This window comes from Chryseobacterium sp. CBo1, assembly GCF_001693475.1.
GTDB classification, from domain to species: domain Bacteria; phylum Bacteroidota; class Bacteroidia; order Flavobacteriales; family Weeksellaceae; genus Chryseobacterium; species Chryseobacterium formosense.
This window is the reverse complement of the sequence record NZ_MAUH01000003.1, coordinates 1-19,300: the sequence shown is the minus strand read 5'-3', so window position 1 is coordinate 19,300 and position 19,300 is coordinate 1. Positions and strand designations below refer to the sequence as shown.

General features: G+C 35.3%; 14 protein-coding genes. 13 read left to right on the top strand and 1 reads right to left on the bottom strand.

What is annotated here, in order from left to right:
* Window positions 1-11: 11 nt before the first annotated feature.
* Window positions 12-2,420 (bottom strand): endopeptidase La, encoded by a 2,409-nt coding sequence (lon, locus tag BA768_RS03325; protein WP_065719702.1) that lies wholly within the window; start codon window positions 2,418-2,420, stop codon window positions 12-14.
* A 258-nt stretch (window positions 2,421-2,678) separates the two neighbouring features.
* On the opposite strand from lon, the gene BA768_RS03320 reads away from it, so the two are divergent.
* The 13 genes from BA768_RS03320 to BA768_RS03260 all read left to right on the top strand — a co-directional run bounded on the left by BA768_RS03320 (window position 2,679) and on the right by BA768_RS03260 (window position 19,281).
* Complete coding sequence (locus BA768_RS03320; protein ID WP_065719701.1) at window positions 2,679-4,820, top strand: peptidylprolyl isomerase; 2,142 nt, start codon at window positions 2,679-2,681, stop codon at window positions 4,818-4,820.
* 127 nt (window positions 4,821-4,947) lie between these two features.
* A complete protein-coding gene (locus tag BA768_RS03315; protein WP_065719700.1) occupies window positions 4,948-5,898 on the top strand; it encodes an MlaD family protein in 951 nt (316 codons plus the stop codon).
* A gap of 11 nt (window positions 5,899-5,909) precedes the next feature.
* On the top strand, window positions 5,910-7,244 hold the full coding sequence (locus BA768_RS03310; protein ID WP_065719699.1) for a 4Fe-4S dicluster domain-containing protein: 1,335 nt from the start codon (window positions 5,910-5,912) through the stop codon (window positions 7,242-7,244).
* Between the two features lie 85 nt (window positions 7,245-7,329).
* Window positions 7,330-8,115, top strand: coding sequence for a (Fe-S)-binding protein (locus tag BA768_RS03305; protein ID WP_034678269.1), 786 nt, complete (start codon window positions 7,330-7,332; stop codon window positions 8,113-8,115).
* A 32-nt stretch (window positions 8,116-8,147) separates the two neighbouring features.
* Window positions 8,148-9,278 carry a hypothetical protein gene (locus tag BA768_RS03300; protein ID WP_065719698.1) on the top strand — a complete coding sequence of 377 codons (1,131 nt, stop codon included), beginning with the start codon at window positions 8,148-8,150 and terminating at the stop codon, window positions 9,276-9,278.
* 24 nt (window positions 9,279-9,302) lie between these two features.
* Window positions 9,303-9,791, top strand: a complete 489-nt coding sequence (locus BA768_RS03295; RefSeq protein ID WP_047482813.1) for a hypothetical protein — start codon at window positions 9,303-9,305, stop codon at window positions 9,789-9,791.
* Between the two features lie 296 nt (window positions 9,792-10,087).
* Window positions 10,088-11,230 carry a glycosyltransferase gene (locus BA768_RS03290; protein ID WP_065719697.1) on the top strand — a complete coding sequence of 381 codons (1,143 nt, stop codon included), beginning with the start codon at window positions 10,088-10,090 and terminating at the stop codon, window positions 11,228-11,230.
* Window positions 11,227-12,486: a lipopolysaccharide biosynthesis protein gene (locus BA768_RS03285; protein ID WP_065719696.1), complete on the top strand. Its 1,260-nt coding sequence runs from the start codon at window positions 11,227-11,229 to the stop codon at window positions 12,484-12,486. The genes BA768_RS03290 and BA768_RS03285 overlap by 4 nt, the downstream gene beginning before the upstream one ends.
* Window positions 12,487-12,551: 65 nt before the next feature.
* The gene (asnB, locus tag BA768_RS03280) at window positions 12,552-14,465 is read left to right on the top strand and encodes an asparagine synthase (glutamine-hydrolyzing) (protein WP_065719695.1); all 1,914 of its coding nucleotides are present in this window, start codon (window positions 12,552-12,554) and stop codon (window positions 14,463-14,465) included.
* 22 nt (window positions 14,466-14,487) lie between these two features.
* On the top strand, window positions 14,488-14,994 hold the full coding sequence (locus BA768_RS03275; protein WP_065719782.1) for a hypothetical protein: 507 nt from the start codon (window positions 14,488-14,490) through the stop codon (window positions 14,992-14,994).
* 108 nt (window positions 14,995-15,102) lie between these two features.
* Complete coding sequence (gene serS / locus BA768_RS03270; RefSeq protein WP_065719694.1) at window positions 15,103-16,371, top strand: serine--tRNA ligase; 1,269 nt, start codon at window positions 15,103-15,105, stop codon at window positions 16,369-16,371.
* Window positions 16,372-16,773: 402 nt separating this feature from the next.
* Window positions 16,774-18,417 (top strand): T9SS type A sorting domain-containing protein, encoded by a 1,644-nt coding sequence (locus BA768_RS03265; RefSeq protein ID WP_065719693.1) that lies wholly within the window; start codon window positions 16,774-16,776, stop codon window positions 18,415-18,417.
* Between the two features lie 9 nt (window positions 18,418-18,426).
* The gene (locus BA768_RS03260; protein ID WP_123947057.1) at window positions 18,427-19,281 is read left to right on the top strand and encodes a hypothetical protein; all 855 of its coding nucleotides are present in this window, start codon (window positions 18,427-18,429) and stop codon (window positions 19,279-19,281) included.
* Window positions 19,282-19,300: the final 19 nt, after the last annotated feature.

Sequence of the window (19,300 nt, the reverse complement as noted above, 5' to 3'; positions counted from 1 at the left end):
AAATAAAAATTTTATTTTTCGATAGCCAGTTCCAGAACTTCGTTCATCCAGCTTACATAGTTTACTTTCAGGTTTTTCAGGTAATCCTGCTTGATTTCTTCTACATCCTTTCTGTTGGCTTCACACAAAATCACTTCTTTTATTCCTGCTCTTGTTGCAGCGAGTAATTTTTCTTTAATTCCACCTACAGGAAGCACTTTTCCTCGTAAAGTAATTTCCCCGGTCATTGCAAGGTGAGGTTTTACTTTTTTATTTTTAAATGAAGAAACCATAGAAGTCAGCATCGCAATTCCGGCAGAAGGTCCGTCTTTTGGTGTTGCACCTTCAGGAACGTGAACGTGGATGTTTTTTTTCTCCAAATCATCTTCACTGATTCCCAAATCTTCATGTTTGGCTTTAATATATTCCAAAGCAATCGTTGCAGATTCTTTCATAACCGTTCCCAGATTTCCGGTCATCGTAAGATTTCCTTTTCCGTTGCTGGTTAAGCTTTCGATAAATAAAATGTCTCCACCAACACTTGTCCAAGCCAAACCTGTAACAACTCCTGGAACGTCCGTTAATTCAGATAAGCTCTTCGGTCTTGGAACACCTAAAATTTCATCAACTTTTTCAATAGAAATTTTAGCGTCATATTCTTTTACCAAAGCGGTCTGAAGAGCAACCCAACGTGCAATCGCTGCGATTCTTTTTTCTAAAGTTCTCACACCGCTTTCGGAAGTATGAGCTTCGATAATATGTTTCAGTTCAGAACTTCCAAGTTTGAAAGATTTTGCAGTCAAACCGTTTTCGTCCTGTTGTTTTTTAATTAAATGTCTCTTCGCAATCTCAATTTTTTCCTCTAGCGTATACCCTGCAATCTGAATGATTTCCATTCTGTCTAAAAGCGGAGTCTGAATGGTTGAAAGTGAGTTTGCAGTTGCCAAAAACATGACTTTAGACAAATCGTAACCCATTTCAAGGAAATTGTCATAGAAAGAGCTGTTTTGTTCAGGATCAAGAACTTCAAGCAAAGCCGAACTCGGATCGCCGTGCATTCCTTTTCCTACTTTATCGATTTCATCCAAAACAATAACGGGATTTGATGTCCCGGCTTTTTTAATGGACTGAAGAATTCTTCCTGCCATCGCGCCAATGTAGGTTTTTCTGTGACCACGGATCTCGCTCTCGTCATGAAGTCCGCCTAAAGAAACACGCATATATTTTCTTCCCAAAGCATCGGCAACCGATTTCCCCAAAGAGGTTTTACCAACTCCGGGAGGACCTACCAACAATAGAATTGGCGATTTCATATTGTTCTTTAATTTTAAAACAGCCATGTGCTCTAAAATTCTTTTTTTGATGTCTTCTAAACCAAAATGGGCTTTATCTAAAACTTTCTGGGCTTTTTCAATATCAAAAGTATCTTTTGTGAAAGTATCCCAAGGAAGATCGGTGAAGAAATCCAGGTAATTTCTCTGAACATTATAGTCGGGAGAATTTGGGTTTTGACGCTGAAGTCTGTTGATTTCTTTTAGGAAATGTTCTTCAACATCAGCATTCCAGTTTTTGGTTTTTGATTTTTTAATTAAATCTTCAACATCGCTTTCCGGGCCACCTCCCAATTCATCCTGAATCGTTCTGATTTGCTGGTTTAAGAAATATTCTCTTTGTTGTTTGTCTAAATCTTTGGAAGTTTTCTGATGAATCTGATTTCTCAGTTCCAGCTTTCTGAAATCCTCATGCATCATTTCGTAGCACTTGTTTGCTCTTTCCATGAGATTTTTCTCTTCCAGAAGCTTTTGCTTTTCTGAATAAGGGAAATTGGCATTTGTGCTGATGAAATTTAAAAGATCATCATTATTGTTGATATTTTTTATTGCAAAATTGGCAGCATTGGGAATGTTCGGATCAAGCTCAATAATTTTCAGAGCCAAATCTTTAATATTCTCTAGTAATGCTTCATATTCTTCCTTGTTTTTAGCTTTCGTATCTTTTAGCTTGGCGATTTCAGCTTTAAAATAAGGTTGGCTGTTTACAATTTTCTTGATTTTAAACCTTTGAAAACCTTTGGTGATTGCTGTAATATTCCCTTCTGGAAGTTTGATGATCTTAATAATCTTTGCCAAAGTTCCTGTCTGATAAAGATCTTTCTCGGTTGGCTGCTCAATATCAGAGTTTTTCTGGCTTACGATTCCGATGTAATCGCCATTTTGCTGCGCTTCTTCAAGCAACTGTATCGATGTCTTTCTTCCTGCAGTAATAGGAATTACAACATTCGGGAACATTACCATATTTCTTACCGGAAGTATTGGGAAAATATTCTGGTCAGAACTTTTCTCTTGATCTACATTCAGGTCAGAAAGATTGATTTCTTCGGCGACGATGTTGAAACCGTCCCCAAGAATATCATCAAAATTTATATCTTCAAATTCTGTCATAATAAATCGAATGACAAATTGTCATTTTCAGTTAAAGTCGTTAGATTGATATTTCACAATATGCTTTTAAAAGGCAATATACGTGAATTGTATTAAAGATTGTCAAGTTTAATGCCATTTGTTAATCATCAAAAAATACGGTCAAAATTTCCATTTTAAGAGTATTTGAATTTTAAAAATTAAAAAAACGACTTATATTTCTGTAATTTCTTAAAAATGTGTATTTTCGCACACTGATATAAAAACTATATTTATAAAATGGCAATTTTAGGACAGATTAGGAGTAAGCCTTGGCTTTTAATGGGCGTTATCGCATTGGCACTTTTGGCCTTTTTGGTAAATCCTGATAGTATTGATAAGGTTTTTGGAAAAAACCCTGATGTTTTAGGAAAAGTAAATGGTGAGAAAATTACCCGTGAAGAGTTTAACGACCAGCTTTTTGTATTACAGCAGCAGGCGGAGCAGCAAGGACAGCCGAAAAACGGTCTTGAAGAGCAGGCTTGGCAATTATTGGTACAATCAAAGTTAATTAAGCAGCAGTTTGAAAAAATGGGCTTTGAAATGACTGATGATTTGTTCTGGAGTCAGATCCAGTTCGATCAGATGTTTGCTCAGAATCAACAGTTGTTTGACGAAAAAGGTAACTTCAAACTTCAGGAGCTTAAAAAAGAAGTTGAAACTTTACAGAATACAAATCCCGAAGCTTACAGTCAATGGTTGAAAACCAGAAAAACGATTGAGTACAGAATAATGGCAAGACAGGTTTTTGCTAATATTTCTACAGGGATTACTACCGGTAAAAAAGAAGCTGATGAATTGATGAAAGAAAGAGATCAGCTTGCTGATATCGATTTCGTAAAAGTAGATTACGCTTCTTATCTTCAGAAAAACAAAATTAAAGTTACGACTGAAGATTTGAAAAAATATATTGATGAACATCCGGTAATGTTCAAAACAGAACCAAGCAGAAATTTAGGAGTTGTATTTTTCCCTTCACAGGCTAGTGCTGCTGATGAGGCGGCTGTACAGAAAGAGATCACAAAAATTTTCTCTGGCGGTACTGATGCAAGTGGTGGTAAAGAAAACTTCCAGAATACAACAAACGATTCAATGTTTGTAATGGCAAATTCAGATATGCCTTACAATAACGCTTATGTTCCGGCAACTCAAATGCCTCAAGGATTACAGGGTAAGATTGAAACTGCTGCAATTGGACAGGTTTTCGGACCTTACAAAGAGCAGAATCTTTATGTATTGTCTAAATTGATTGACAAAAAACCATCAGATTCTACATTGTCAAATCATATTTTAATCTCTTACAAAGGTGCCGAGAGATCTACGGCAACAAGATCTAAAGAAGAAGCTAAGAAAATTGCGGACAGTTTAATGGCTGTAATTAAAGCTAATCCTGCAAAATTTGCAGAAGGTCTAAAGCTTTCTGATGAACCGGGTGCTGTTGAAAGAAAAGGTAGTGTGGGTTGGACGACTCCTCAAAGTCAGTTTGCTCCAGGATATTTAGCGTTTTTGGCTAATAATCCTAAAGGTGCAACAGGTTTGGCCGAAACAAGTTTCGGTTACCACATCATCAATGTTGAAGATAAAAAATCTGGAGCAATGGGGTATAAAATTGCTCACATCGTAAAAACAATCAAGCCTTCTGATGCTACTGAAGCAGAAACAGATAAAAAAGCAAGAAGATTTATTCAGCAGATTCAAGGGAAATCTTTCAACGATTTCGTAAACATTGCTAAAAAATCAAACTACCAGTATTCTAATGCTAAATCTGCAAAAAGATTTGACGGTCAGTTACAAGGTTTAGGAACAGATAAAGACGGTGAAATCATTGCTTGGGCTTTTGATAAGAAAAGAGAAAAAGGTGATACCGAATTCTTTACAGTAGACGGCACGGGAGATAAAATTGTTGTTTACTTGAACGGAAAACAAGAAAAAGGTCTTGCAGATCCTGAATCTGTAAGAGATCAGATAGAAACAGTTGTTCAGAATAAACTGGCTGCAAAACAGATTTCAGCTAAAATCGGAAAAGCAGGAAGTTTAGATCAGGTTGCTAAAACATTTGCTACAACTAAGCAATCTGCACAGGTAAATATGCTTAATCCTTCTGTAGCCGGAGCAATGGAGCCTAAAGTTGCTGGTGCGGCATTTGGGATTGCAAAAGGAAAAACTTCAAACCCGATCGAAGGTGGAACAGGCGTTTATGTGATCGTTAAAAAGAACGAAACTCTGAACAAACAACCTGGAGACGCTAAGCAGTTTACTGAGTCTGTTACTCAGAGAAATGCAGGAATGTTTGGTCAGGCTTGGTTGAAAAGCTTACAAGATAATGCAGATATCGATGATTACAGAATCGAAATCTGGAGCAAGCTTGGAACTCAGCAATAAGATTCTGATTTAGAAATATAAAAGCGCCAAATTATTTTGGCGCTTTTTTTGTATTTTACGCAGAGCAATAAAGAGAAAGATTAACTTAAAATGTGCTATATTTGCTACATTAGAAAAAATTTAACAAGTGAAATTCAGTAAAGAATTAAAAGCTGGTTTAATCGCGCTTTTAGCCATCGTCGGCTTTGTGATTTTATTCCAATTCATGAAAGGCAGAAGCCTTTTTACTACCGATAATATATTTTACGCTAAATATGATAATGTGGAGGGATTAACACAATCTGCTCCTGTTTCCATTAATGGTTTGAAAGTAGGGCAGGTTGACAAGATCATTCCTCAGACAACCAAAGATGGGAAAATACATTTTGTCGTAAAAATAACCGTAGATAACAATTTTGAATTTTCAAAAAATTCCAATCTTGAAATTTTCGAGCCGAGCTTAATGGGCGGTAAAGAAATGAGAGTGAATTTATTCTATGGTGGCGAAACTGCAAAAGATGGTGACACCCTTAAAGGAGCTTTTAAGCTGGGAATGATGAACAGTCTTTCTTCTCAGGTTGGTCCTGTGAAAGATCAGCTGCAAACTGTTTTGCACAGAGTGGATTCTTTGATGGCAAATGCTAATCAGGTGATGAACGCTCAGAACAGAGAAGAAATTAAAGTTTTACTTCATAATTTGAATAAAACAGTTGGCGCATTAGAAACTACAGCAGGAAGTGTAAATAGATTGGTTGGAAACAACGACCCTAAACTTCAGAAAGTTTTGGATGAAGCAAGTCTTACCATGAAAAGCGGTAAAGTTACTTTAGACAAATACGGAAATCTTGCAGAAAGTATTGATACAAAACAATTGAATCAAACAATTGCTAATCTTGATCAGACTGTAGGAAAACTGAACAGTGTTGTTGCAGGAATCGACAGAGGTGAAGGAAGCCTAGGTAAAATCATGAAAGACGACCAATTGTACAACAATCTGAATTCTGCTTCTACAAATCTGAATTCTTTAATTGAAGATATGAAAGCCAATCCTAAGAGATATATCAATTTCTCGGTTTTCGGTAAGAATAGTAAAGACTAAAAAACTTAACCATGCAGTATCTTGATAATGTACTTTTTCTGATTTTGCTGATAGCAGGTTTAGGGCTGTTCGGAAAAAGCCTTATGAAAATCTACAGAAACATCAGATTAGGAAGAGAAATCAACCGAAACGACAGAAAGGCAGAGCGATGGGAGACCATGGCTCGTGTAGCAATGGGACAGAGCAGAATGACAGCAAGACCAATTGCAGGAGTTCTCCATCTATTTGTATATGTAGGTTTTATTATTATTAATATAGAATTACTTGAAATCATCGTTGACGGAATCTTCGGAACCCACCGTTTCTTAGCTACAGTCTTAGGTGACGGTTTCTACAGTTTCTTTACAGCAACCTTAGAAATTTTAGCACTTTTGGTAATCATTGGGGTTGTTACTTTCTTTATCCGTAGAAATTTTTATGGTGTGAAAAGGTTAACAATGAAAGAACTTTTCGGTTGGCCAAAAAATGATGCAAACTGGATTTTGATCATTGAATTTGCTTTAATGATCGCTTTCTTAACGATGAATTCTTCTGACCTCATTTTACAGCAGAGAGGAGTTCTTGCAGCACATGGAAGCTTCCCGATAAGTGAAATGACATTGGTTCCATTCTTAGAAGTTTTCAGTTTTGATAATATTTTTTTAGAAATCGTTGAAAGAGGAGCTTGGTGGTTTCACTTCGTAGGGATCCTGTTCTTCATGAATTACCTTTATTATTCAAAACATTTACATATTATTCTTGCATTTCCGAGCACTTGGTATGCAAACCTTGATTTGTACGGAAAATTCAATAATCTTGAATCGGTAACAAAAGAAATCAAGTTGATGATGGATCCGAATGCTGATCCTTATGCAGCTCCTGCAGAAGGTACAGAAGAAGCTCCTTCAAAATTTGGTGCGGAAGATGTTTTCGATTTAAATCAGGTTCAGTTGCTGAATGCTTATTCTTGCACAGAATGTGGAAGATGTACTTCGGTTTGTCCTGCGAATATTACAGGCAAAAAATTGTCTCCGAGATTGATTTTAATGAAAACGAGAGACCGTCTTGAAGAAGTAGGAAGAAACATCGATAAAAACGGAAAGTTTGAAGATGACGGTAAAAAATTGCTGAACGATTATATCACAAAAGAAGAACTTTGGGCTTGTACAACCTGTAATGCTTGTACGCAGGCTTGTCCGGTATTGCTTGATCCACTTTCTATCATTTTCGAAATGAGAAGATTCCTGGTGATGGAACAATCTGCAGCGCCACAGGAACTAAACCTGATGATGACCAATGTAGAAAACAATGCCGCACCTTGGCAATACAATCAGGCGGATCGTCTGAACTGGGCGGCGGAAAATTAGATAATTAATCAATTTGAAAATTTGAAAATTGGTTGTTCTACACATTTTCAAATTCTCAAATTCTCACATTTTCAAATTGAACAAAATGGATTTCAATATAAAAACAATGGCGGAATACGCAATGGAAGGCAAATCTCCGGAAGTTCTTTTCTGGGTAGGTTGTGCCGGAAGTTTCGACGACAGAGCCAAAAAAATAACCAAAGCTTTCTGCAAAATTTTAAATAAAATCGGAGTTGAATTTGCTGTTCTCGGACAAGAAGAAAGCTGCACCGGTGATCCCGCAAAACGTGCCGGAAACGAGTTTGTCTTCCAGATGATGGCCATGACGAACATTGAAGTTCTGAATGCGTATGAAGTAAAAAAAATAGTTACGGCTTGTCCGCACTGCTTCAATACTTTAAAAAATGAATACCCAAATCTGGGTGGAAATTATGAAGTGATTCATCACACGCAGTTTTTGAGACAATTGATGAATGAAGGCAGGCTGAAAATTGAGGGCGGAACTTTCAAAGGAAGAAGAATTACTTTCCATGATCCCTGTTATTTAGGAAGAGCTAACGGTGAATATGAAGCTCCAAGAGAGCTTTTAGAAAAGCTTGATGCGGAATTAATTGAAATGAAACGTTGCAAAACCAATGGTCTTTGTTGTGGAGCAGGTGGAGCACAAATGTTTAAAGAGCCTGAAAAAGGTAAGAAAGACATCAACATTGAAAGAACTGAAGAAGCTTTATCTTTCGAACCTAAAGTCATTGCAACAGGTTGCCCGTTCTGTAATACCATGTTGACGGATGGAGTAAAACATTTCAATAAAAATACAGAAGTAGAAGTAAAAGATATTGTAGAGCTTTTGGCAGAAGCTGAAGATCTATAAAAATTTTTCTGGAAAGGATAAATCTTGAGTTTATGAAATTAAAATGGGGTTTATCCTTTCTTTTTTTTATTCTCGGTTTAAGTTTTCTTACTTATTCCTGTTATCAAAACAGAGTGTACGATTGGGATATGCCCGGTTATTTAGGAAGTATTCTTTCATGGGAACATCCGAATGAACCTAAAAAAGTGCACGAACTGGTTTATTCTAACATCAAAGAAGAAGCTTCAGCAAAAGAATTTCATGATATTGTCGCCTATAATCATGCGAATGAAGTTTTCACAGCTGATTATAAAGCATTTGGTGAGCAATTGCCGTATTATCAGATTAAAGTTGGTTTTAATGTTGCGGTTTATGCTTTGTATAAAATAGGGTTTACCGGTCCTCATGCGGTTCTTATGGTGAATATTTTTTCCTATTTCATTGCAGGATTGCTCCTCTTTTATCTGGTGAAATTTTTATTCCCTAAAAATTATTTTATACCTCCCGTTATTTCGCTTTTCGTTCTCTGGTTGCCACCTGTAAGAAGCATGGCAGAAAATCCCACTCCGGATCCTTTTTTGTTTGTTTTTATGCTGTTTTTTATGATAAGCATATTGCAGAAGAGAAGTTCTTTAGTTCATTATATTATTCTTCTTTGCTGTGTTTTAATAAGACCAGATTATATTCTGTTTGCGGCAACGTATCTTTTTGCAACATTTGTGTTTAAATTTTTTAATGAAAACAAAAAGCTTGATTATTCTTTGATTATTCAGGGTGCTTCGCTCGCTTTGATTTATATAGCGATCATTAAATATTATCATTATCCCGGTTGGAAAGATTTATTTTATGACAGTTTTTTCTACAGAAGACCTCTGATTTCAGCCGAAAAAGCAGATTTTACTTTTAAACAATACTTTGATTATTTTATTTTTAAACTTATTAACTTTAAGAAAATAACTTTGGTATCGTTAGTTTTGCTTGGTGCGATATTTTATTTTTCAAAAGAAATTTGGATCAGGATTTTGGCAGTTCTGTTTTTTTCAAACATTTATATCAAATTTATATTCTTTCCGGACAGCGCCAATTTGAGGTTTTTTATTGGTTTTGTTATTCTGCTTTTCATTATATTTCTCTATGCTATCAGTAAAAAATACAATGGTTTTCAACTCAGGAAAATTGCGTAATTTTACTTTTTAAATTTATTCAGTATGAAAATTGAAGAATCTAATATCGTTGAAGCAAACGATTACAGAGTGATTATATATCCCGCATCAAGACCTTTTACGACGAAGGAAGCAAAAGTAATTACAGAGAAACTGTATGATTTTCTGGCAGGTTGGGCAGCACACGGAAAACCACTTTCGTCATCTTTTAAAATTGAGAAAAACCAGTTTATCATTATTTGTGTAGATGAAGAGAAAGAAATGGCTTCAGGATGCAGCATCGATGCTTTAGGAAAGATCATGAGAGAAATTGATGAAGAATATCAATTAGGTTTATTCGACAGAATGAAAGCAAGCTTTGTTGAAAACGGAGAAGTGAAAACATTAAAGCTTTTAGATTTCAAAAATAAAATCAGAAGCGGAGAAATTTCGAAAGACATCGAAGTTTTTGATTTCTCGAAAAATACATATTTAGAATTTTTAGGAAATTTTTTATTGCCGTTTAACAAAAGCTGGGCGGTAACTATAAAATAGTTCTTTACAAAATACTGAAAATTCCTCTTGGCTTCTGATTGTTAGAAACCGATGAGGAATTTTTTTATCATATTATTTAAACTGAATCCGAGCTAAGTAATCTAACTAAAGTTTTTTAAACGCTATCTATGTCCGCAAATTTTTTTTCATTTATTTTTGTAAATATTTCCCGTTCGCAAAGGCGTTTCACTCAGCAAAGGCTTCTGCTATCATTGGCTGAACGAAGTGCCTTTGCGAACGAGAAATAAAATAGTAAAAGAATTAATTGCTTCGCGATCATAGCGTCAAAATTTTACATGAATAAAATCCTATTCTTAACCACTGCGCATAATTATGACGATGACAGAATCTTTTTTCATCAGGCGAAAGAATTAATTACCTCTGGTTTTGAAGTGAAAATTTGTAGTTTAACATCAGATTTTAAAGGTAAAATTGATGAAATTGATATAGAATCTTTTGATATTTTAAATCAATCAGCAAAAACAAAAATGCAGAAATTTCTCGATGTCTGTAAGGCTTTTCAACCTGATTGTATAATTTGTTCAGAGCCGATTGCCGTTATCGCAGCCCATAAATTCAGTAAAATCCAAAAAATCAGTATTGTTTACGATATTACAGAGTGGTATCCTGCGATGTCGATGCTTCAGGATTATAGTTTTCCGAAGAAGCTGATTCATGGATTTAAATTTTTCCTGATTCAGTTGTATGCAGGTTTTTTGAGCACACATTTTATTTTCGGAGAAGAAACCAAAAAATTTCCGCTGGCTTATTTTTTTCCGTTTAAAAAGAAAATGATCCTGCCTTATTATCCGCATGAAAAATTTGTTTCTGAAAACATCAAAAAGCTCAGCCCCAACGAAATTACGCTTTGCTATACCGGAGCTCTTTCGGAAGATAAAGGAATTGGTAATTTTTTCAATGCTGTCGAAGAACTGAACAAAAGAAATCCGCAGCTGAATATTAAAATTCTGATCGTAGGTTCAACAAGAAGTGAAAGTGATCGAGAGTATTTTGCTGAAATTCTTACCAAATCTTCGGTAAGAAATATTGAGATCAAACAACCAACCTCATTTGAAAGTTTTACGAAAGCTTTTGCTGATGCAGATATTTGTTTTGATCTGAGAAATTTTAATTTTGAAAATCATCATTCGCTTCCGATCAAGCTTTTTTATTATATGGGAGCCGGAAAACCGATTATTTATTCGAATTTAAAAGGAATCAGAAAGCATATGAATGTTTCCGGGTTTGGTTTTTTGGTTGATCCTAAAGATTCTGTGAAGATTGTAACCCATGTTGAAAATTATCTCAGAAATTCAAAATTATATGATCTTCATGCAGCCAATGCAAGAAAAGAATTTATGGAACATTATAATTGGAAGGTGATCAAAAATTCTTTTGTTACCTTTATTCAGAATTCTTTACCAAAAAGCAACAGATGAAACAGCTCAAAGTTGTTCAGACTTTCATTTCGAGGTTTCTCATTTTGATATTAAGCTTTGGCTTGGTGATCTTTTCTACAAATATGTGGGGAAGTGAAGGGAAAGGAACAATTTCGATTGTCATTGCGAATGTTGCCGTTGTCAGTTTTTTCAGCAGTATTTTTTCGGGAAGCAGCACTTCATATTTTGCTAGAAAGTTTAAAATTGAGCAGGTTCTGGTTTATTCTTATCTCTGGTCAGTTGTTACGGGAGTTGCAGTTCCGCTGCTGTTTAGTTTTGCAGGAATTCAAAGTGATTATTTATATGGTCTGATCGGGATTTCCGTACTGTCTTCACTTTTATCGACCAATATCAATTTGTTTATCGGGACGCAAAATATCAGACTATTTAATATTTATACCGTTTTACAGCAGCTTGTTCATGTCTTATTTATTGTTTTCCTGATTTATATTATCAAACTAAAAGATGTTTCAGCTTACTTTTTAGCGCAGATTTTTTGTCTGCTCTTTCTATTTCTGACCAGTCTTTTCTTTATTTTAAAAAAATGTAAAAGCTCTGAATTTTCTTTCTCAAAAAATGTTTTCATCAATATGTTTGAGTATGGCTGGAAAACCCAACTCAGCGCATTCATACAGTTTCTCAATTACAGGCTTTCCTTTTATTTTCTTGAACATTTTGAAGGAATTGCTGCAGTCGGAATTTTCTCCATAGGAATCACCTTTTCTGAAGCGATCTGGACGATCACGAGAAGTATCGCCGTTGTTCTTTATTCCGATGTTGTAAACAGCGAGAGTAGAGAAGATTCTATTTTTAGAACAAAGTCTTCACTAAAACTTTCGTTTACCCTAATGCTTGTTTTTGTTTTAGGAATTCTCGTTATTCCGGGCTTTATTTATACGCAGATTTTCGGCGAAGAATTTAGTGAGACAAAAAAGATCATGCTATTGCTGTCCCCCGGAATTTTTGCCATTGCAGTCAGCGATATGATCGGGTATTACTTTTCGGGGATCAAAGAACTCAGAATTTTAAACATCAAATCAATAATCGGATTGTTGATTACCGTTGCCTGTTCATTTTTAATCATTCCGAAATGGGGAATTTTTGGAGCCTGTTTGGTAACCACATCTTCCTACATCGTTTCAGCAGGAATTTTATTCTGGAAATTTTATCAGTCTACAGATTTTAAGATCAAAGATTATATCATTTCAAAAGATGAGATCAATACTTTAATTAAAACTTTTTCTAAAAAAAGCTAATTATTTTTCTTGGTTTAAATTAAGTCCAAATCCTTATTTTTACCATTCCAAAAAGCTTTTAAAATATGTGCGGAATCTGCGGCTATTATTCATTTAAGAAAGAAATTTCTTCTAAAAATATTTTAGAAATGAATAGAGCCATCCGTCACCGCGGTCCGGATGACGAAGGTTTCTGGACTTCTGATGGGTTCGCCGGTGAATCTTTTTCCGGAAACGATTCTACACAAAAAATTAAAGAAACTTTTCCTGTTCTGGATGAAGCTTCTTCAAAAATTGCTTTGGGTTTTCGCAGACTTTCGATTGTAGATTTGTCCGAAAAAGGTCACCAACCGATGCTTTCCGATGATGAAAAAATTACCATTACTTTCAATGGTGAGATTTATAATTTTAAAAAAATCAGGAAAGAACTTGAAGATTTAGGTTATAGTTTTAAAAGTAGTTCAGATACAGAAGTTATATTAAAATCTTACGAAGAATGGGGAACTGAAATGTTCGTTAAATTCGACGGAATGTTTGCGATCGCTTTAATTGATTTAAACCAACAAAAACTCATTCTGGCAAGAGACAGAGTCGGGCTGAAACCCTTATTTTATTTTAAAAATGATGATGCTTTGGTTTGGGCGTCAGAAATAAAATCTATTCTGAAAAATGAATTCGTCAAACCTGAAATCAATTGGAATGGAGTATATACGAATTTCCTTTTTCAGACGACTTTGGCTCCGGAAACCTGTTTTCAAGGCATTTATTCATTGGAACCAGCCAGTTTCGTAACGATTGATTTAAAAGATTTTTCAACATTAAAACAGTTTTACTGGAATTTTCCTGCTAAAAGAAACAATAATATTACAGAACATGAAGTTGTTGCGAAAGTTGACCAACTTCTTTCTGAAAGTGTAAAAGAACAACTTTTTGCTGATGTTCCGGTCACGAGTATGATGAGCGGCGGAATTGATTCTACTTTGATTACCGCCAAATCTAAGCCTTATAAAAATGATATTAATGCATTCACAATCTCGTACCAATTTTCAGAAAGCGAAGTTGAAAATGCATCTTTGTTAGCGGACAAGATCGATATTCGGCATCATGTGAAGAAAGTTTCGGATGGTGAGATTTTAGATCAGTTAAAAGAAAATATTCAGCATTTTGAAGAACCTTACAGCAGTTTGGAAGTGTTGATGAATGCTGCAGAATATGCAAAAAATAATGGTTTTAAAGTTGTTCTAAGCGGAAACGGAGCCGATGAACTATTTGCAGGATATTCTCATTCTTTGAAGCTTAATAAATGGCTTTCCATGAGAAATTTCAATTTTGTGCGACATTTTATTTTGACCAATGATAATTTTTCAAAAAAAGTAAAAAACTATTTTTCTCAGGATGATATGCTGGATTTTTTCCGCCAAAGTCAGGTCGGAATGAAACCTTTGGAAGCTAAAAACATTTTTTCTGAAAATATTTTTAATTCAATTCAAATCAATTTAAAAGACAAGCAATTATCTGAAAGCAAAGATTATCAAGGGCTTTTTGAATATGACATGAAATATTCTCTGTCTTCGCATCACGTTTTCAGAGACGATCTGAGTGCGATGAAATATAGCGTGGAATTCCGTTATCCTTATTTGAGCAATGATTTAATTGAGTATGTTTCTTCATTACCGGAAAAATTGCGTTACATTGGTATTCAGAATAAACCGCTTCTTAGAAAAGTTGCTGAAAAATATCTTCCTCAGAAGATTTTGCAGATGCCGAAGCGTGGGTTTTCTTTTCCGCTTGCCCATTTTATTAAAACTGAACCGAAAGTAAGAGATTTTATTCTTGAAAATTTAAGCAGTCTGAAAAAGAGAAATTTTTTCAATGCAAAAGTTATCGATGAATGGTGGAACAACCAAAAAAATGAGTATGATTGTGTTAAAATCTGGCAATTGGTCACTTTTGAGCTTTGGTATCAGAAATATTTTGAAAATCACCCAACTTATTTTTGATGAATATTTTATCTTTGTGCAAATGAAGAAATTATTTCCCTTATTGATGCTTTTCGGTCTTACACTTCTCAGCTGCGGAAGTGATGATGAAGATTTGCAGAAAATCGACCAGATATTCAATCTTTATATTCAGGATTCTTCGGGAAAAACCATGCTGAATCCTACAAAAGTAGGTTCTTTTACAGGAGTTTCTTTCAATGATGAACTGGCTGATAAAGATATCGCTAATGTAAATTACAGCCGCAAAATGCTCGCTGATTCCACTTATTATATCGAATATATTGCCGGAGCAACCAGAGAATTTGTGGCAGATGAAGCAGATGGAAGTAAAACCTACAGATCTCTGTTGGAAGTTTCTTTAACCAAGAAAATATCCGAAACTCAGAATGATCCTGTGGTGATCGATAGGATGGAAATATTTTACCGATCCTCATCCTCCGTTTTTGAAGTTTCCAGAGTCCTTTATAACAATCAATTGATTTTTACGAAGGTTCAGGATCAGCCCAATACCGCTACAGTCACAAAATAAATCTTAAATTTGCAAAATTGCGGGATGCAGGATGCACGATGATGGAAGTTTTAAAATATTTTCTCATCAAATTAACATCAGGTACCCATCATCAAACACCCAACAACTATGTTACAGGTTAATTTTTTGCGCGACAACAAAGAGCGCGTTTTAGAAGGTCTTCAGAAAAGACAATTCAAGAATCCTGAGTTGGTAGACGAGGCTATTGCTACCGACGAAGAAAGAAAAAAAATTCAGTTTGAATTAGATTCTCAGCTTTCCGAGATCAACAAAATCTCCAAAGAAATTGGAATGTTGATGAAAGAAGGAAAAAAAGAAGAAGCAGAATCTGCAAAGTCTAAAACAGCACAATATAAAGAGTCGACGTCGGAATTAAAGTCACAGCTGGATGTAAAAGAAAAAGCGTTATTGGATATTTTATATCAGATTCCGAATATTCCTTACGAATTGGTAAAAGCAGGTATTTCTGCCGATGATAATGAAATCATTTATCAGTCTCATGATGTGGAAGGTTTGGGTGAGGGCGCAATTCCGCACTGGGAACTGGCAAAAAAATACAACCTGATCGATTTTGAACTGGGCGTGAAAATTGCCGGAGCCGGTTTTCCTGTATATTTCGGGAAAGGAGCAAGATTGCAGAGAGCTTTGGTGCAGTATTTCTTAGATAAAAATACAGATGCAGGTTACCTTGAGGTAAATCCGCCTCACGTGGTAAATGAAGCTTCTGGCTACGGAACAGGACAGTTGCCGGATAAAGAAGGACAGATGTATTATGTAAATGCAGATGATTTATATTTAATTCCTACTGCAGAAGTTCCGGTGACGAATTTATACCGTGATGTTTTGTTGGAGGAAAAAGATCTTCCGATTAAAAATACAGCCTTTTCTCAATGTTACAGAAGAGAAGCGGGAAGTTACGGAGCTCACGTAAGAGGTCTTAACCGTCTTCACCAATTTGAAAAAGTGGAAATTGTAAGAATTGAAAAACCTGAGAATTCTTATGCTGTTCTGGAAGAAATGGTAGAGCACATCAAAGGAATTTTGGAAGACCTTGAATTGCCGTACAGAGTATTAAGACTTTGTGGTGGAGACACAGGTTTTGCTTCTGCGATGACCTATGATTTTGAAGTCTGGAGCGCAGCTCAGGAGAAATGGCTGGAAGTAAGTTCAGTTTCCAACTTTGAAACGTTCCAGGCAAACCGATTGAAGTGCCGTTACAAAGCAGACGGGAAATCTCAATTGGTTCATACCTTAAACGGTTCAGCAATGGCGTTACCAAGAATTATGGCGGCGTTGCTTGAAAATAATCAGACTGAAGAAGGCATTAAGCTTCCTAAGAAAATCGCTGAGTATGCGAGATTTGAATTGATTAATTAGTTTTAATAAATTTCATATAAAAAAGCCATCCGGTTCGGGTGGCTTTTGTTGTTTTATAGTACAGTTTTAAAGTTATTTTTTTTAAAATAATTTACTTGGAAAAAATATTTCAGACACGACGAGTTCTGTCGCTGCACAGGATTACATTTGTATTATTGACTAATAGTCAATAGATTATGGGAAAAAGTACAGTGAATTATTTTGAAGTAAATTTAAAATATTTTAGATTTGTAGAATTAAACCAAACACAAAATATGATGAACAAAGATGAATAAAACTATTAACCTTCAACAGACGCATTTTTTCGTTATGCAAAAGAGACTATTCCCTATTTTTTAGATCATTTTTACGATTTAAAAGATTTCTATAAAATTTAAACTTAAATATCATTAAAAACAAATCATGAAAAAACTCTACATGAGTACATTTCTTATATGTACGACTGCTGTATTGTATTCTCAGGAAGTGGTATGGCAGAAAGATATCAAGTCCTCGACGCAGGATTTTCTTTCTCAGGTAAGCACTACCGTAGATCAGCAATACCTTATTACAGGAAGTTCTATTCAGGCTGGAAGCGGGAAGCTCGGTGCTGGAAGTTTATCTTCTACCTCAAAACAAAACAACGGGTACGATTTCCATTTGGTGAAACTCGATCAACAGGGTGAGGAAGTCTGGGAAAAGTATTTCTCAGGCCAGAACCACGATTTTCTTTCAGCAACCATGTCTACCCAGGAAGGCGGGTTTTTGCTTGCAGGAACTTCGTATTCATCAAAAGGTTTGGATAAAAAAGACGATTCAAAAGGCGGATCTGATATCTGGCTGATCAGAATCAACGAATTCGGAGATGAGCTTTGGCAGAAAACTTTAGGAACCTTACATGATGAAGAAGCAAGGTCGGTTATTCAGACGGCAGATTTAGGATTTATGGTCGCTGGAAATGTTCAGAATGCTGGAAATGGTTTTGGTTCTAAAGATGTGATCGTTTCAAGACTGGATAAAAATGGGAAACTATTATCGGAAACGATATTGGGGGGAAAAGGTTTGGATGAAGTTGAAAAGATGATTCCTACTCCCGATGGTGGAGCTTTGCTTGGAATTTATTCAAGGAGTTCCGAGATCCGTGGTACGGGTTCCGGAGCGACAGTTAAAAATTCATCATCAGAAAACCCGAATCCCGTATCACGTTATCCCAAAGCTACCGAGAATTATGGAGAAGGCGATTACTGGATTATAAAGCTTAACAAAGACGGAAAGGTAGAATGGGAAAAGAATTTTGGAGGTAAAGGAGATGATCATGTAAGAACAATGGCGTTCACTTCTTCTGGTTATATTATTGGCGGAGAATCGAGATCTGAGAGGTCAGGAAATAAAACCGTTGGAATTGAAGAAGGAACTGATCTGTGGCTAATTTCTTTAAATACCAAAGGTGATGAGCAGTGGCAGAAATCCTACAATTTCAAAAACAGAGACATACTAATGGGGATGAATGTGATCACAGGAAAACCATCAACAGACAACCGACAACCATCAACGAAAGGTATTTTGCTGGGTGGATACACTCAGGCAGAAGGAAGAATTGAAGCTGATGATGAGACATTCTGGATGCTTTATATTGACAATGACGGCAATGAACAGTGGAGAAAACATGTAAAAGGAGAATCGAGAAAGAAGGAAGAAAGATTATCTGATCTGAAGATGAATAAAGACGGTTCGATTGTATTGGCGGGAACGAGTGCTGAAGAACTTGGAAAAGAAAACTGGAAGATTGTGAAACTGGGAGACAGCCAGATCGATCAGTTGATCGAGAAGCAGGATATGAAAATCTATCCGAATCCTGTGAGTGATTATTGTTATGTGGAGATCGGTTTTGAATTTAAGGAAGCAGATATTACTTTGTATGACATGGGCGGAAGACAGCTTCAGGGTTTTAAGACCAAGAATAAGGTAACGAAGATCAATACTCAGAACCTGATACAGGGAGCTTATCTGATTGTTGTGAAAACAGACACTGAAAAAACAGCTAATGCTAAATTGATTAAAAAATAAAATTATACTATGAAGAAGATTTTTATAGCAACAATATGTATGCTTATATATTCTTTAGGATTTTCACAAATCTTTAAAGATCCAAGAAATATATTTCCTTTTACACCTGAGACGAGTAGCCTTTTAAAATATCAGGAAACACCTGTTTCTAATTATACTGGAGTTCCGAATATATCAATACCAATATATACGGCAAAATCAGGAAGTGTTGAAGTTCCTATCACCTTATCTTATCACGCAGGTGGAGTTTTGGTTTCCGATATTGCCAGTTCCGTGGGATTAGGTTGGTCGATTAATACAGTAGCACCTATTACAAGGAAAACTAATGGATATACTGATGAGAATGGAGTAATGAAGCATGATGATAATATTGAAGGTTTTCTAAACAGCAATTTAGCTAATCAGCAATTAAGACTTAATATGGCTACCAACGGACTATATAACGAAGCAATAGCAGATTTGATGCCTGATGAATTTAGCTTATCAATCAATGATTTTTCGGGAAGCTTTTTTTATAATCCAAAAAATAAAAAAAATGTCACGTTTCCAATGTCGGATATTAAAATTGATTACAGTTTTGGAAATACAAATCAAATTAAAACAATTGATATAAAAACAACAAATGGTACAAAATATATTTTTGGTGAAGATGGTACAGAAACATATAATCTAATAGGTTCAATCAGTACGAGTAATTATTTCGGAACAAATGCGTGGAAAATAAAAAAAATTGAAGCTACTGATAACAGTAATATAACCCGTAGTGCATTATCACACAATAGCTATTTTAATATTATTCATTTTTCTTTTATAAACAAAAACATTTATGAATTGGATAAATGTGAGTGTCATTATTTTACTTAGTATTCTTGTTTTGAATCCA